This window comes from Tenacibaculum aquimarinum (genome assembly GCF_022478115.1).
Lineage (GTDB): Bacteria > Bacteroidota > Bacteroidia > Flavobacteriales > Flavobacteriaceae > Polaribacter > Polaribacter aquimarinum_A.
This window is the reverse complement of record NZ_JAKGSC010000001.1, coordinates 810,813-825,610: the sequence shown is the minus strand read 5'-3', so window position 1 is coordinate 825,610 and position 14,798 is coordinate 810,813. Positions and strand designations below refer to the sequence as shown.

The 14,798-nt window shown below is 30.3% G+C and carries 13 protein-coding genes; 6 read left to right on the top strand and 7 right to left on the bottom strand.

The features are described from left to right. Positions 1-223 precede the first annotated feature (223 nt). Positions 224-865 (top strand): O-methyltransferase, encoded by a 642-nt coding sequence (locus tag L1S33_RS03860; protein WP_240561298.1) that lies wholly within the window; start codon positions 224-226, stop codon positions 863-865. Here L1S33_RS03860 and L1S33_RS03855 read toward each other — a convergent pair whose 3' ends face one another. Further along, entirely contained in the window at positions 866-1,147 is a 282-nt protein-coding gene (locus tag L1S33_RS03855; protein ID WP_240561297.1) for a Sec-independent protein translocase subunit TatA/TatB, read from the bottom strand. It lies immediately after the preceding gene. Positions 1,148-1,580: 433 nt separating this feature from the next. Here L1S33_RS03855 and L1S33_RS03850 point away from each other — a divergent pair, with 433 nt between their 5' ends. Continuing rightward, a complete protein-coding gene (locus L1S33_RS03850; RefSeq protein ID WP_240561296.1) occupies positions 1,581-2,231 on the top strand; it encodes a hypothetical protein in 651 nt (216 codons plus the stop codon). Positions 2,232-2,480: 249 nt separating this feature from the next. Here L1S33_RS03850 and mutS read toward each other — a convergent pair whose 3' ends face one another. Next, positions 2,481-5,090, bottom strand: a complete 2,610-nt coding sequence (gene mutS, locus L1S33_RS03845) for a DNA mismatch repair protein MutS (protein WP_240561295.1) — start codon at positions 5,088-5,090, stop codon at positions 2,481-2,483. 88 nt (positions 5,091-5,178) lie between these two features. On the opposite strand from mutS, the gene L1S33_RS03840 reads away from it, so the two are divergent. The 3 genes from L1S33_RS03840 to L1S33_RS03830 all read left to right on the top strand — a co-directional run bounded on the left by L1S33_RS03840 (position 5,179) and on the right by L1S33_RS03830 (position 8,394). Next, the gene (locus tag L1S33_RS03840; RefSeq protein ID WP_240550876.1) at positions 5,179-5,706 is read left to right on the top strand and encodes an RNA methyltransferase; all 528 of its coding nucleotides are present in this window, start codon (positions 5,179-5,181) and stop codon (positions 5,704-5,706) included. A gap of 77 nt (positions 5,707-5,783) precedes the next feature. After that, a complete protein-coding gene (locus L1S33_RS03835) occupies positions 5,784-7,727 on the top strand; it encodes a tetratricopeptide repeat-containing sensor histidine kinase (protein ID WP_240561294.1) in 1,944 nt (647 codons plus the stop codon). Continuing rightward, the gene (locus L1S33_RS03830) at positions 7,717-8,394 is read left to right on the top strand and encodes a response regulator transcription factor (RefSeq protein ID WP_240561293.1); all 678 of its coding nucleotides are present in this window, start codon (positions 7,717-7,719) and stop codon (positions 8,392-8,394) included. The genes L1S33_RS03835 and L1S33_RS03830 overlap by 11 nt, the downstream gene beginning before the upstream one ends. A gap of 286 nt (positions 8,395-8,680) precedes the next feature. Here the strand turns inward: L1S33_RS03830 and mgtE are convergent, their stop codons facing one another. The 4 genes from mgtE to L1S33_RS03810 all read right to left on the bottom strand — a co-directional run bounded on the left by mgtE (position 8,681) and on the right by L1S33_RS03810 (position 13,022). After that, positions 8,681-10,030 (bottom strand): magnesium transporter, encoded by a 1,350-nt coding sequence (gene mgtE / locus L1S33_RS03825; RefSeq protein WP_240550879.1) that lies wholly within the window; start codon positions 10,028-10,030, stop codon positions 8,681-8,683. Between the two features lie 45 nt (positions 10,031-10,075). Beyond that, a complete protein-coding gene (rsmA, locus tag L1S33_RS03820) occupies positions 10,076-10,882 on the bottom strand; it encodes a 16S rRNA (adenine(1518)-N(6)/adenine(1519)-N(6))-dimethyltransferase RsmA (protein ID WP_240561292.1) in 807 nt (268 codons plus the stop codon). A 1-nt stretch (position 10,883) separates the two neighbouring features. Then, on the bottom strand, positions 10,884-11,213 hold the full coding sequence (locus L1S33_RS03815; protein WP_240561291.1) for a DUF4286 family protein: 330 nt from the start codon (positions 11,211-11,213) through the stop codon (positions 10,884-10,886). A 90-nt stretch (positions 11,214-11,303) separates the two neighbouring features. Then, positions 11,304-13,022, bottom strand: coding sequence for a tetratricopeptide repeat protein (locus tag L1S33_RS03810; RefSeq protein WP_240561290.1), 1,719 nt, complete (start codon positions 13,020-13,022; stop codon positions 11,304-11,306). A 171-nt stretch (positions 13,023-13,193) separates the two neighbouring features. Here L1S33_RS03810 and L1S33_RS03805 point away from each other — a divergent pair, with 171 nt between their 5' ends. Next, a complete protein-coding gene (locus L1S33_RS03805) occupies positions 13,194-13,337 on the top strand; it encodes a hypothetical protein (protein ID WP_240550883.1) in 144 nt (47 codons plus the stop codon). Positions 13,338-13,357: 20 nt separating this feature from the next. On the opposite strand, the gene serS is transcribed toward L1S33_RS03805, so the two are convergent. Beyond that, complete coding sequence (gene serS, locus L1S33_RS03800) at positions 13,358-14,632, bottom strand: serine--tRNA ligase (RefSeq protein ID WP_240561289.1); 1,275 nt, start codon at positions 14,630-14,632, stop codon at positions 13,358-13,360. Positions 14,633-14,798: the final 166 nt, after the last annotated feature.

The window sequence follows — 14,798 nt, the reverse complement described above, 5'->3', positions numbered from 1 at the left end:
TCGTACAATGACAAAGGTTTTAAAAATGAAAGCCTCAGATTGTAAAGAAGATAATAAATGCCTTTCTAATGCGGATAAAGAAGCATTTAAAAGGGAGTTAGAAAAAATGAAAGCATAGAAGATTTTCGGTGTTAAACCGAATTTTTGATTTTTTGTTAGATTGAAACGGAGTTTGCTGTAAGTGAACTCCGTTTTTTATACATTTGTTTTAAATTTATTATTGATGCACTTTTTACCTGAAAATATTGACAATTATGTTGTTGCACACTCGCAACAAGAACCTCAACTTTTACAAGAGTTAAGTAAAGAGACTTGGCAAAAAGTATTGAATCCGCGTATGTTAAGCGGTGCTTTTCAAGGACGAGTTTTATCAATGATTTCTAAATTAATTCAACCAAAAACAATTTTAGAAATAGGAACATATACTGGCTATTCTGCCTTGTGTTTAGCAGAAGGTTTAGCTAAAAACGGAACGTTACATACTATTGACAAAAACGAAGAATTAGAAACGTTACAACATACATATTTTCAAAAATCGGATTATAACAATCAGATAAAGCAATATTCAGGAAATGCGATTGAAATTATTCCTAAGATTGAAGAGAAATTTGATTTAGTTTTTATTGATGCAGACAAATCTAACTACGTTAATTACTTCAACTTAATTATTGATAAAATGAATCCTGGAGGCGTAATTTTATCAGATAACGTTTTGTGGAGCGGAAAAGTTGTTGAAGAATTAAACCCTAAAGATGTAGACACAAAAGTACTTTTGGAATACAATGCGCTTTTAAATACTGATGAAAGAGTGGAAACTGTATTGTTGCCAATTAGAGATGGCTTAACAATTAGTAGAGTGAAATAATTAAAGGTTACGTTTTATTGGTCCAGTAAAATCGTCAATATTGTCTTTTACTTTGTTCACTTCTTTATTAATGTCTTTTACAAAATCGGTGTCAAGACCTTGCTTTTTTGCGCTGTCATTAATTTCCCTTTTAATATCGTTGGTTGCGTCTTTAACTTGACGAATTCCTTTACCCAAACCACGAGCGATCTCAGGGATTTTATCTGCACCAAAAAACATAACTACTATTAATAGAATTACAAATATTTCTGGACCTCCAATAAATAAAAAAGTTGTGTTCATTACTGCAAAGATAAAGATTGTTGTTGAAACAAAGAAGTTTTAAATAACTTCAAAAAAAATAAGAATTTTTATTACAAATACTTATTTTTTATAACTGCTTAATAAATAATATATTATCAATTTAACTACAGTTTTACCGAAGATCAATTGCGGTAAAACCGCAATTACGTAGCGTAAAAAGACCATTGTATACTACTTTATCTCTTTATATGTTTGCAGCTGTAAATTACTAAAAAAACCTCTACTTAAAATTTAAATAACAAAAACTTGTCTAAAATCGATGTATAATTTAAACCCATAGCTTATAAGAATATAAACAATAAATAAGTAGAGGTAAGTATTACAAAGTTAATACACCTTGTAGAATAAACAAAATACAATATATTAACTGAGAGTTTCATAAAAAATAAACAAACTCTCAAAACAAATTAAAATGAAAAAAGGTTTAAATAAATTTGCAAAAGGAATGTTTGCAATCTTTACAATTAAATTATTATTCTTTGGAATGATGTTTCTAAATCAATCTTGTCAAACAGATGATAATATCTTTTCTACATCTGAAAAAGAATTAGCTTTAGAGAGGTTTGAAAATATGTCTAAAGAAGTTTTACCAGACTTAAAGATAAGTCTTGAAAAAATGAGTTTATCTAACAAGTCTTCGAATTCTGAAATGAATAATGAAAGTATTGAAATACTTATAAATAAACTAAACCCATTAGTAAATAGCAGTGTAGAACTGTTACAAAATTATGGTTTCACAAATGATGAACTAACAGCAGAAATGGGAACTGTTAATGACCCTAAATTGGTTATAATTGCACTTGCAATTTTAAAAGCAGAAACTAAAAATAATGAAGTTTCTATGAATATTGATTCATTTTTTGCCTCATCTATGTATGCGCAAGATACATTTGATTGTTTAATAAGGTCTGTTGGTATTGATGCTGTTGTAGATATGGTAAAAGGAAGGATTAGTAAAGCAGCAGTTTCTAAATTGGTAAGAAAATTAGCAAAAAGAGCTTTAGGACCTATTGGTGCAGCTTGGGCTGCTTATGAATTTGGAGATTGTATGGGCTGGTATTAAAAAAATAATTATGAAAAGTTTAAAACTTACAAAATATAGATTTTTATTATATTTATTTTTATTAATTGGTTCAATTTATTCACTAATCAAAAACGGTTTTAGTGATATGAATTTATATCATAAGTTTGGATTAATTATAGTTTTATTATTTATTTTAATCCTATTAATATTTTCAGTTAAAGATTATAAAAAATAATTAATATCCAACAATAGGAAAAGAAATAAAGTTTAGTTCTTTTCCTATTGTTTCTACTTTTTAATCAACATTCTCTTAATTTCGTTCAACTTCATTAAGGCTTCAATTGGCGTTAACGTATCTATATTAGTTGCTAAAATTTCTTCTCTAATATCTTCTAACAAAGGATCATCTAACTGAAAAAAGCTCATCTGCATTTCTTCATTCTGAACCTCTTTTAAGGTTTCTTTTACTTCGGAATGTGAATGATTTTCTTCTAATTGCTTTAATATTTTATTTGCTCTATGAATTACCATACTTGGCATTCCTGCTAATTTTGCAACATGAATTCCAAAACTATGGTTACTTCCGCCAGCAACTAATTTTCTAAGAAAAATAATAGAATCTTTTAGTTCTTTTACCGAAACATTAAAGTTTTTAATGCGCTCAAAAGTGGTTGTCATTTCGTTTAACTCATGATAATGAGTAGCAAACAACGTTTTTGCTTTTGAAGGATGTTCGTGTAAATATTCAGATATTGCCCAAGCAATTGAAATTCCATCATAGGTTGAAGTTCCTCTCCCAATTTCATCTAACAACACCAAACTACGTTCAGATATGTTGTTTAGAATAGAAGCAGTTTCGTTCATTTCTACCATAAAAGTAGATTCGCCCATAGAAATATTATCACTTGCGCCAACACGGGTAAAAATCTTATCTACAATTCCAATTCTTGCATTTTGAGCCGGAACATAACTTCCCATTTGCGCCAACAAAACAATTAATGCAGTTTGACGTAAAATTGCAGATTTACCAGACATATTTGGTCCCGTAATCATAATTATTTGCTGCTGATTTCTATTTAAAACAACATCATTTGCAATATAATCTTCACTAATTGGTAATTGCTTTTCAATTACTGGATGACGACCATTTTTAATTTCAATATCGGTACTTTCATCCATCATTGGGCGCACATAATTATTGTCCATCGCTAATTTTGCGAATGACAACAAGCAATCTATTTGCGCTATATTTTGTGCATTTTGCTGCACAGGTTTTACAAAACCAACGATATATTGAATCAGTTTGGCAAAAATTTCTTGCTCTAAAACTTGAATTTTCTCTTCTGCTCCTAATATTTTTGTTTCGTATTCTTTTAATTCTTCAGTAATATAACGCTCAGCATTTACAAGTGTTTGCTTCCTGATCCATTCTTCTGGAACTTTGTCTTTATGCGAGTTTCTAACTTCAATATAATAGCCAAAAACGTTGTTAAACGAAATTTTTAAACTGGTAATTCCAGTTCGTTCCGTTTCACGCTTTAACATATTATCTAAATATTCTTTTCCTGAGTTAGAAATTGCTCGTAAATCGTCTAATTCTTGTAAAACTCCGTTGGCAATTGCGTTTCCTTTATTGATGTTTACAGGTGAATCTTCTACTAAAGTCTCTGTAATTTTGGTAATTAAATCATCACATTCATGTAATGCTTTTCCAATTTGTTGAACAGCTACATTCTTACTGTTTTCTGCGGAATTTTTAATCGGTAAAATTGCTTTGAGTGAGTTTTTTAAATTAACTACTTCTCTTGGTGATACTTTACCTGTTGCTACTTTAGAAATTAAACGTTCTATGTCTGAAATTTGGTTTAACTGATAGGTTACAGTCTCAAAAAACTCGTCTGAATCTATAAAAAACTTCACCATTTCATGACGATTTTTTATAGCTTCAATATCTTTTAACGGAAGCGCCAACCAACGTTTTAATAAACGTCCGCCCATTGGCGAAATGGTTTTATCAATTACATTTAATAGTGTAACTGCGTTTACCGAATTGGGATTGTACAATTCTAAGTTTCTGACCGTAAAACGATCCATCCACACGTAATTATCTTCAGCAATTCTACTAATAGTTTGTATGTGAGATAGCTTTTTATGTTGTGTTTCTGATAAATAAAATAAAATTGCGCCCGAAGCTACAATTCCATAATTCAACTCTTCAACACCAAAACCTTTCAAGTTTTTTACTTCAAAATGATTTTGTAATGTTTCATTCGCATATTCCGATTGAAAAACCCAATCTTCTAAATAAAATGTGTGAAACCTATCTGTAAAAAGTTCTAAAAAGCGTTGCTTGTTTTGTTTTTGTACCAAAACTTCACTTGGATTAAAATTTTGCAACAACTTATCTATATATTCTTCGTTTCCTTGTGCTGTTAAAAACTCACCTGTAGAAACATCTAAAAATGAAACTCCAAGTAACTTTTTACCAAAATGAACCGACGCTAAAAAGTTGTTTGTTTTACTTTGTAAAACCTCGTCATTTAACGAAACTCCAGGAGTTACCAACTCTGTAACACCACGTTTTACAATAGTTTTGGTCATTTTTGGATCTTCTAACTGATCGCAAATTGCAACACGTAAACCCGACTTTACCAACTTTGGTAAATACGTATTTAAAGAATGATGAGGAAAACCCGCTAAAGCCGTTTCGCTATCGCTACCTGCACCACGTTTAGTTAATGTAATTCCTAAAACTTGCGCCGCTTTTTTGGCGTCTTCTCCAAAGGTTTCATAAAAATCTCCAACACGAAATAGCAACATTGCATCAGGATATTTATTCTTGATTGCATTGTATTGTTTCATTAAAGGAGTTACCTTTTTTGGTTTCGCTTTTGCCAAGTTTTCGGAAATTTTCAGTTAGTTTTGCGAAGATAAAAATTAGTAAGCAGTAATCAGTAGCAGTTTACAGTGAACTTATTCACAAGATATGAGAAAGTTAAAAAATAACGAATTAGGGAGAATTACAGTTGATGAATTTAAGGTTGTTGAAAAAACACCTATAATTGTTGTCTTAGACAATATCAGAAGTTTAAATAATGTAGGTTCTGTTTTTAGAACTTCAGATGCTTTTCTAATTGAAAAAATTTATCTCTGCGGAATTACCGCAACGCCTCCAAACAAAGACATTCATAGAACTGCCTTGGGCGCAACTGAATCTGTAGACTGGGAATATGTGGAAGATACGCTTACGCTTATTCAAAAATTAAAAGATTCAAATATTAAAGTTTTGGCTATTGAACAAGCTGAAAACAGCACGAAATTGAATACATTTTTTCCTGAAGAAAATCAGAAGTATGCAATTGTAATGGGAAATGAAGTAAAAGGCGTACAACAAGAAGTGGTTTCTGCTGCTGATGGTTGTATTGAAATTCCGCAATTAGGGACTAAACATTCCTTAAATATTTCTGTAACAACAGGAGTTGTTTTATGGGATTTGTTTCAAAAAATGATGTAGAAACCTTTTTTAAAAAAAATAGAATCCCTATTTTTATAAACTTAAAGGCCCTAAAAAGTTTATACTTTTTTTACTCTATGAAAAAAACCCTCTTCCTATTTTTATTTTTTTCTGCATTTATTGTTTTTTCTCAAAAACAACAAGACTCTATTACTTTCTATTTAAAGAACGCAAAAGGAGCAAACAAGTTTTCATATTTAAAAAGAGCGGTGCTACTCTCTGAAGAATTAAAAATAGACTCTCTTATAAAGCAAACAAACCTTGAGTATGCAAAACATAGTTATTTTGCCAAAGACACACTAGGCTTAACATTTTCTACAAACAAATTACTAAAACACTTTCAACTTAAAAAAGATTCTTTTTCTCTAGCAAAAGCATATCATTTAGAAGCTTTAAATCATAAGATAAAGAATAATTTAGATAGTACTTTTTATTATCATCATAAATCAAAAAATGTTTCTATTGCACTAAAAGATTCTATTGAAATTGGACGAAGGCTACTATCTATGGCTATTCTTCAAGTAAAAGAATTAGACTATTTAGGTTGTCAAATTACTACGATTGAAGGTTTAAAATACATAGAACCTACTAAAGAATATAGAACTTTAATTTCTTTATACCAAACCCTAGGAAACGCTTTAGGTCATTTAAAAAAACCCAAAGAGGCAAGAAATTACTACACAAAAGCACAGGAAATTGTTAAGTTCAATAATGTAAAAAGTAGAAGAGAAAGAAACTACCTTAACTTATTAAGTAATATTGGAATAACTTTTAAAGATGAAAGAAAGTTTAAAAAAGCAGCATCTTTATTTAAAGAGGGTTTAAACTTTGATAGTATAGAAACAAAACATCCTACTCAATACCAAAATCTTTTAGGGAATTTATCTTCTATATCATTTAGGCAAGGATACACAAAAAAAGCAATAGAAGGTTATAAAACCGTTTTAAAAAGCAGAATAAAAACTAAAAATTTATATGCACAAAGTGTTTCAAATGGTCTTTTAGCAGAAGCCTATTTAAAAAACAAACAATATGAATTGGCAAAAAAACATGCAAAAACAGGTTTAGAATTAGGTAAAAAAACAAGAAATAATGAACAAGTTTTAGGGTGCTTGAAAATTTTATCGGAGCTTACTAATGAGAAAACCGCTAAGAAGTATTTAGAAGAATATATAAAATTAAGCGACAGTTTACTTACTAAAGAGAGAAACTTAAAAAACCAATTTGCAAAAGTTAGATACGAAACTGATAAAAAAGATAAAGAAAATGCTGATTTAAAGCAGGAAAATACTGAAAAACAGTTATTATTAGAAAGTGAACAACAACAAAAAATTATAGGTTGGCTAATTGCCGGAGCGAGTATTTTGTTTTTAGCTTTTGGTTTTACAATAGCTTCCAATAGAAGAAAGAAGTTATTATTTGATTCTAAATTACAAAAGATAGAAGCAAGAGAAAAAGAACGCCAGCAAATTGCAAAATCTTTACATGATGAAGTTGCTGGAGATATAAGAATGTTGCATTTAAAACTGGCAAAAACAAATCTATTAGACGAAACTAAAAAATTAGATGTAATTAATGAAAAAGTACGAAACTTATCGCATCAATTAAGTAGTGAAAGCTTTAATGAAGTGTTTTTTAAAGATCAAATAATTAATTTAATATCAGATTTTTTTGACAGCGATTTTAGAATTAAAGCAGAAAAAATAGATAGTGTAAATTGGAAAAACATTAACAATGCCATTAAAAGAACTTTGTTTTTAACAATAAGAGAAAGTATTCAAAATGCAAAAAAACACGCAACTGCAAAAAAGGTTACTTTGCATTTTAGTGAAACAAAAAAGGCCGTTTTTTTAACAATTTCTGATAACGGAAAAGGGTTTAATGTTGATGACAAGAAAAACGGAATTGGCCTAAAAAACATAAAAGAACGTACGGAAGAAATTAATGGTGTTTTTTCTATTGAAAGTGAGTTAGAAAAAGGAACAACTATAAAAATTGAAATACCTAAAAATGGAAAGTAAAATAAGAGTGTTAATTGCTGACGATCATCAACTTGTAATTCAAGGAATTTTATCTTCTTTAAAAGAAATTGGTGATTTTGATGTGCTTACAACTAATAATTGCGACGATGCATTTCAGTTGATAAAAACACATCAAAACAACAATCCTTTTCACTTATTGTTTACAGATTTAAGTTTTGATAATGCTACTGAAGACACCAATTTAGACGGTGGCGAAGAATTAATAAAAGCCATTAGAAATAACAATTTTGACATTAAAATAGCTATTATTACTGGCCATGCAGAAACCAATAGAGTTTATAATGTTATTAGTAACTTAAACCCAAATGCGTATTTATTAAAAAGTAAATGCGATGCCAAAGAAATTGGTTTTGCTATTCAGAAAATGTTAACTAACGATTATTATTATACGCATGAAATTCATCAAAAAATTATGCGTAGAAACATTATTCAAATTCAAATGGATGATGTTGCTATTCAAATTTTAAAAGAATTACCTAAACATCCAAAAATTAATAATTTAGAAGGATTGATAACAAAAAACAATGGAACGCATTTAAAACTTCGTTCAATTGAGAATAAATTATCGTCTCTTAGAATTGATTTAAATGCCAATAATAATACAGATTTAGTACTAAAAGCCAAAGAACTAGGTATTATAGATTAACATCTTTTCGGAAACCCACATTTTAAATTGTGGTTTTTACAAAAAGACGACCTTAAAGTAATAGTACTTTTGACAAAAAATAATTAAGAGTGTTACTGTAGGGGATAATACTCTTAATGCTAAAAGAAAAAGTTAGGCTGTCTGAAAAGACAGTCTTTTTTTATACCCAAATTTCTCGAGAATTACAGAAAGTTAGCAAACAAGTTTAGCCCTGATTGAACGGTTTGTTTGAGCTCGTTGAGGAACGAAACAGCGAGTAGTGAAAGCAGGAAATAGCTTCAGAAAATTATATTCCTAAAATCATTTTTGCAATCATAAAATAGATAAGAATTCCGAAAATATCGTTAGATGTTGTTATAAATGGTCCTGTTGCTATTGCTGGATCTATACCGCGTTTGTTTAAAAATAACGGTACAAAGGTTCCTATTAAACCGGCTATGACAATTACGGCGACTAGTGAGACTGAAACTGCTAAAGCAAGGTCTACTTTTCCTTTAATAATCCAAACAAAAACGAATAAAAATAGCGCTAAAATCACTCCGTTTAAAAGTGCTAACAGCATTTCTTTTATCAACCTACTATTTACACTTCCTTTTACGTCATCATTTGCTAAACCTTGCACAATAATTGCCGAAGATTGTACACCAACATTACCTGCCATTGCCGCAATTAAAGGCGTAAAGAAAAATAATGCTGCATATTTTGCAAATACTCCGTGAAAGCCTTCCATGATTAAAAAAGCGCCAATTCCACCCAATAAACCTAAAAATAACCAAGGCAAACGCGCTTTGGTTAGTTGTAAAATACTATCATCTGAATCTACATCTTGTGTTAAACCTGCCGCCATTTGGTAATCTTTGTCGGCTTCTTCTTTTAAGACATCTACAATATCATCAATAGTAATTCTACCTAATAAAACCATATTATCATCTACTACAGGAATTGCTTCTAAATCGTATTTTGCCATGATTTTGGCAACTTCCTCATCGTCTTCGTTTACATTTACCGCGTCTACTTTTGATTTAGAAATGTCAGCAATTTTTTGGTCTGATTTGGCTATGATTAAATCTTTTAAAGACAACCTACCAACCAATTTATCTTCTTTATCTACAACGTAAATAGAGTGTACTCTTGTTACTTCTTTTGCTTGCCCTCTAATTCTACGCATACAACCAGCAACAGTCCAAGTTTCATAGACTTTTACTAATTCTTTTGCCATTAAAGCACCTGCTGTATTGTCTTCATAAGACAGTAATTCTTTAATATCTGCAGCTAAGTCATCATCTTCTAAAGCGTTCATTACACGCTCTTGACGCTCTTCTGAAAGTTCTCCAATAATATCTGCAGCATCATCAGAATCCATCTCTTCTACTTCTTCTGCAATTTCTTTAGCAGATAAGTTTTCAAGAATTTTTTCACGAATATCTTCGTCTAATTCTGTTAGAATTTCAGATGTTTTTTCGCTGTCTAAAAGTTTAATAATATAAATAGCTTCATCAAAATTTACTTCATCTAAAACCTCTGCAATATCTGCAAAATGGACATCTTCAAACACCAATGATATTGCTTTATCATCTTTATTTAAGATAAAACTTGTAAGATTTTCTAGAAATAGATCTGAAATTTCAAATGCCATGGTTAGCTATTTTTCTCGGTAATTGAGATTTGTTCTTATATATTATTAATCAGCACTTAGTTCAGACAATTTTTTTGTTAATTCTATAAACTGATTTACAGATAATTGTTCTGGTCGCTTCGCAAATATAGGTTCTTCTTTTAAAGAATCCGAAAGATTGAAAGATTTTAAACTTGAACGCAACATTTTTCTACGTTGCTGAAATGCAGTTTTTACAACTCTAAAGAATAATTTTTCATCAACTGGAAGTGAATAATCTTCTTTTCTGATTAATCGAATAACGCCAGAATCTACCTTTGGTGGCGGATCAAAAACCGTTGGCGGAACCGTAAATAAATATTCTACATCAAAAAATGCTTGTGTTAATACTGATAGAATTCCGTAGACTTTAGAGCCTTCTTTTTCTGCAATTCGCATGGCTACTTCTTTCTGAAACATACCTGCAAATTCTGGCACAAATTCTCTATTTTCAATTGCTTTAAAAACAATTTGTGTAGAAATATTGTAAGGGAAATTACCGATAATAGCAACTGGTTCTTGGTTAAATACTTCGGTTAAATCTTTCTTTAAAAAATCGCCTTCAATAATTTTAAATTTATCTGAAGTTGTATCTAATTTTATATGCTCTAATGGAAATGTTTCTTGTAAATAAGCTACAGATTCTCGATCGAGTTCCATAACAGTTACTTTTGGTTTTTTTTCTAACAGATACTTTGTTAAAACACCCATTCCTGGACCAATTTCTAATACATTATTATAGTTTTCTCCAATTAAAGCATCTGCAATTTTTTTTGCAATATCTTCATCTTTAAGAAAATGTTGTCCTAAATGTTTTTTGGCACGTACAGTCATATTAATTACTTACTGCTGTTGGAAAATACTCGTTAATTATTTTTAATTCGGTTCTAAAAGCTAACATTTTATCGGCAAACTTTTTAAATCCGTCTCCACGAAGTTTATCTGCATGTTCATTATAATATGCATCTAAATCTTCTCTTGTTGCTGCTGTATATTGTACCGAATAAGTTACGCCGCCCATTTCTTCATCAACCAAAACCTGTGTTAGTTTTGCTGATAAAAATTTTCCAGTATCTAAAACTTCTGGAATATGGTTTTGAATCCACTGTAACCATTCTTGATGAACACTTTCGTCTATATTTATTGTTACGTTGTATATGTACATTTTACTGTGTAATTGTTTAATGTGTATGCGTTTATTTGTTTAGTTATCAACTTTACTCTAAATGACAGGTTTATAACTGAATACTGCTTACTAAATATCGTCTCCGCGTAATTTTCTAAATTTCTTACGAGCATCTACCAAATAAATACTACTTGGATGTTCAAAAATAATCTTTTGATAGTATTCTTGAGCTTTTTCGGGTTTATTTAATTTATTGAATAACTCCGCAACTTCATAATAGACGTCATCATTATAAATACCTTCTGCATCATTTGCTACTACTTCTGCAAAAGTTAAAATAGCTTCATCGTATTTTTTTAGCTTTACCAACAGTTTTCCTTTTTTAAACAAGGCTTCGTATTCTATTGGTTGTCCTCCAAAATCTACAAATACTTGTTCTAAAACAGCTAATGCCTCTGCGTTTTTATTCTGAAAACTAAGCAAATCTGACTGTGCAATTTGTTTTAATCCAGATGGAATTGAATCTTTAGGTTCATTGTCTGAAATTGTTAAAAACAAAGCTACCGCATCATTAGCAATTAGTTGTGTTGCAGAACCTTTTAATACTTTTAATTGTGCTTTTGCCCAAGCAAAATCTCCTTTAAAATAACTAGTTTGTGCCACTTTAAAACGTGCTTGTTGTGCTAACGGATGACTTTTTAACTTACTTTGTATTTGAGTATAATAAATCAACGCTTTATTAAATTTCCCTGTAAACACTAGAACATCAGCCAACTTTAATTTTATACGTGCTTGTTGAAATTTAGATTTTGCATAACGCATTGCTTCTTCTAAAATTTCTTGCGCTTTTGCAGGTTCATTTTTAACAAATGTTACATAATTTGCATATTCAACTTGAATAGGAAGCGTGTTTTCATTTTTGCCAAATTCACTAAAAACTGCTTGAAATTCGTCTTCAATTTTTGGTTGCTCTTGCTTAATTGCTATTTTTAATAAATACAAATGAGCATTTACTTTTTCATCTGGATAATTTGTTTTTTCTAAGATGAAGTTGAAACATTTTTGAGCTGTTTCAAAATCATTATTAAAGAATGTAATTTCTCCTAAACTTACAACATTAGCCAATTCATCTGCGTTTCTTGCAAACAGTGCTTTTTCTTGTATTAAAGCTTTATTATACTCTTTTTGCTGTACAAACAACCAGCTTAATAAGCTATTCCAAATTGCTTTTGGATTACTGGCAGACTTGCGCAACAATGCTTTTTTAAACGCAATATTTATTTCGCTTTCACTATCGTCAGTAATATATTTTGCTGTATATCTTTTTACCGTTTTTAATCGACTCGGAATTTTATCTACCAAATCTATATAGGATTCAAACATCTTAGGAAAATCTCCTTTTTCCCCATAAACTTGTGCAATTTGAAATCCATAACTGGATTTTGGTCTTTTTTTAGCAGTTGCATTATAGGCTTCAATTGCTAAATCTAACTGATTGTAATTCTTTAATAAACCAGCAATTGTAGTACCATAATTTGCATTTTTATCAATAGATTTTATTGCCTTTTTATATAATTTAATTGCTTTTTCTGGTTGTTGTTGTCTTTCATAATTATAACCTAACAAAACATTATAAAAGGTAAGTCTTTTATTTTTCTTTTGTTTTAACGTTAACAAACTATCTACTGAAGAAAACCTGTTTAATTCTTGATAACAATCCACCAATCTTTGAATATAAGTTGTGTTATATGGACTTTTATCTGCTAATTTTTGAAAGATCTGAAGCGCTTTTTCATATTCATTATTTCGATAATAGTTTTCGGCCAACGGATAGTCGGATTGAGCCAATGCTATTTGGCTAATTATCAGAAAAAAAAGTATTAAAAATCGTTTCATCATCAAATCAAAGATAGGTAACAAAAATGTTAAATTTCTACTAAAACAACTCCGTTTTTAAAAACTCTTGTAACATTTTGGCATGGAAATTGTCTTTCATATACTATAACTAACAATTTTATTATGAAAAACCTAACTAAACAATACGAAACCGCTAAGAGAAATTCAATAGAATTTATGAAAAACGGACAAATAACCGCTTATTTCAATGCACTTTTAGAAATGAAAAAATACAAGCAATTAATGGTTGCTATTGTGGCAAATTAAAAAAGCTATAGCTTATTGCATTAATCTATAACATCGAACCCACAATAAGGCACTAAAACCTCAGGGATTTTAATTCCGTCTGCTGTTTGATAATTTTCTAAAATACCCGCTAAAACTCTTGGCAACGCTAAAGAACTACCATTTAAGGTGTGTACTAATTGCGTTTTTCCATCTTTATTTTTATAACGAAGTTTTAATCTATTTGCTTGAAAAGTTTCAAAATTAGACGCAGAACTTATTTCTAACCAACGCTCTTGTGCTGTAGAATACAGTTCAAAATCAAACGTTAAAGCTGCAGTAAAACCAGTATCGCCACCACACAAACGTAAAATTCTGTACGGTAATTTTAACTCACGTAAAATATCTTTAATATGTTCTACCATTCCGTTTAAGGCTTGGTAAGAATTTTCTGGACGCTCTACACGCACAATTTCCACTTTATCAAATTGATGTAAACGATTTAATCCACGAACATGCGCACCATAACTTCCCGCTTCGCGACGAAAACATGGTGTGTAACCTGTTACAGAAATTGGCAAATCACTTTCTTGCTTTAAATCTCCTCTAAACATATTTGTTATTGGAACTTCGGCAGTTGGAATTAAATATAAATCATCTACTTCCGCGTGATACATTTGTCCTTCTTTGTCTGGTAATTGTCCAGTAGCAGTTGCCGATGCTGTATTTACTAAATGCGGAACTTGTACTTCCGTATAACCCGCTTTAATATTTTTATCTAAAAAATAGTTGATTAATGCTCGTTGTAATCTTGCTCCTTTTCCTTTATAAACAGGAAAACCTGCACCCGTAATTTTAGTTCCTAACTCAAAATCGATTATATCGTATTTCTTAGCCAATTCCCAATGAGGCAAGGCATTTTCTCCTAAATCTGGTATTGTACCTTCTTTATAAACCTCTTCATTATCCTCTTCATTTTTACCCGCTTTTACAGAAGCATGTGGCACATTCGGAATCTGATACAATAAGTCTTGTAACTCTTCAGAAATTTTATTTAATGTCTCCGTAAACTCTTTAGATTGCTCTTTTAAAAGACTTGTTCTTTCTTTTAATAAGTTAGCTTTTTGCACTTCACCAGACTTAAAAAAACCACCAATCTCTTTCGATAATTTATTAGATTCTGCCAACACATTGTCTAGAGAAACTTGCGTTGCTCTACGATTTTCATCAGCAGTTAAAACAGCGTTAATAATTTGTTCGGCATTTGCAAAATTACGTTTTGCTAATCCGTCTAAAACCGTTTGTTTGTGGTCTCTAATAAATTGTACTTGTAACATTTTTGTTCAAATTTTAAGAAGGCAAAGATAGAAATTGTAACGCTGTTTTACCACCAAATTATAAATAAAAAGGTGTTTCTAAATTTTAGAATTATTTTTTTGGCGTTACCACAAGGGTCAGGCTTTTCGTTGTAAGTCCTCGTTCGTTCCTCACTGTGGGCTTTTC

Coding starts and splice junctions, on each gene's coding strand:
- L1S33_RS03860 (WP_240561298.1), top strand. CDS start 224: ATGCACTTTTTACCTGAAAATATTGACAATTATGTTGTTGCACACTCG.
- L1S33_RS03855 (WP_240561297.1), bottom strand. CDS start 1,147: ATGAACACAACTTTTTTATTTATTGGAGGTCCAGAAATATTTGTAATT.
- L1S33_RS03850 (WP_240561296.1), top strand. CDS start 1,581: ATGAAAAAAGGTTTAAATAAATTTGCAAAAGGAATGTTTGCAATCTTT.
- L1S33_RS03840 (WP_240550876.1), top strand. CDS start 5,179: ATGAGAAAGTTAAAAAATAACGAATTAGGGAGAATTACAGTTGATGAA.
- L1S33_RS03835 (WP_240561294.1), top strand. CDS start 5,784: ATGAAAAAAACCCTCTTCCTATTTTTATTTTTTTCTGCATTTATTGTT.
- L1S33_RS03830 (WP_240561293.1), top strand. CDS start 7,717: ATGGAAAGTAAAATAAGAGTGTTAATTGCTGACGATCATCAACTTGTA.
- mgtE (WP_240550879.1), bottom strand. CDS start 10,030: ATGGCATTTGAAATTTCAGATCTATTTCTAGAAAATCTTACAAGTTTT.
- rsmA (WP_240561292.1), bottom strand. CDS start 10,882: ATGACTGTACGTGCCAAAAAACATTTAGGACAACATTTTCTTAAAGAT.
- L1S33_RS03815 (WP_240561291.1), bottom strand. CDS start 11,213: ATGTACATATACAACGTAACAATAAATATAGACGAAAGTGTTCATCAA.
- L1S33_RS03805 (WP_240550883.1), top strand. CDS start 13,194: ATGAAAAACCTAACTAAACAATACGAAACCGCTAAGAGAAATTCAATA.
- serS (WP_240561289.1), bottom strand. CDS start 14,632: ATGTTACAAGTACAATTTATTAGAGACCACAAACAAACGGTTTTAGAC.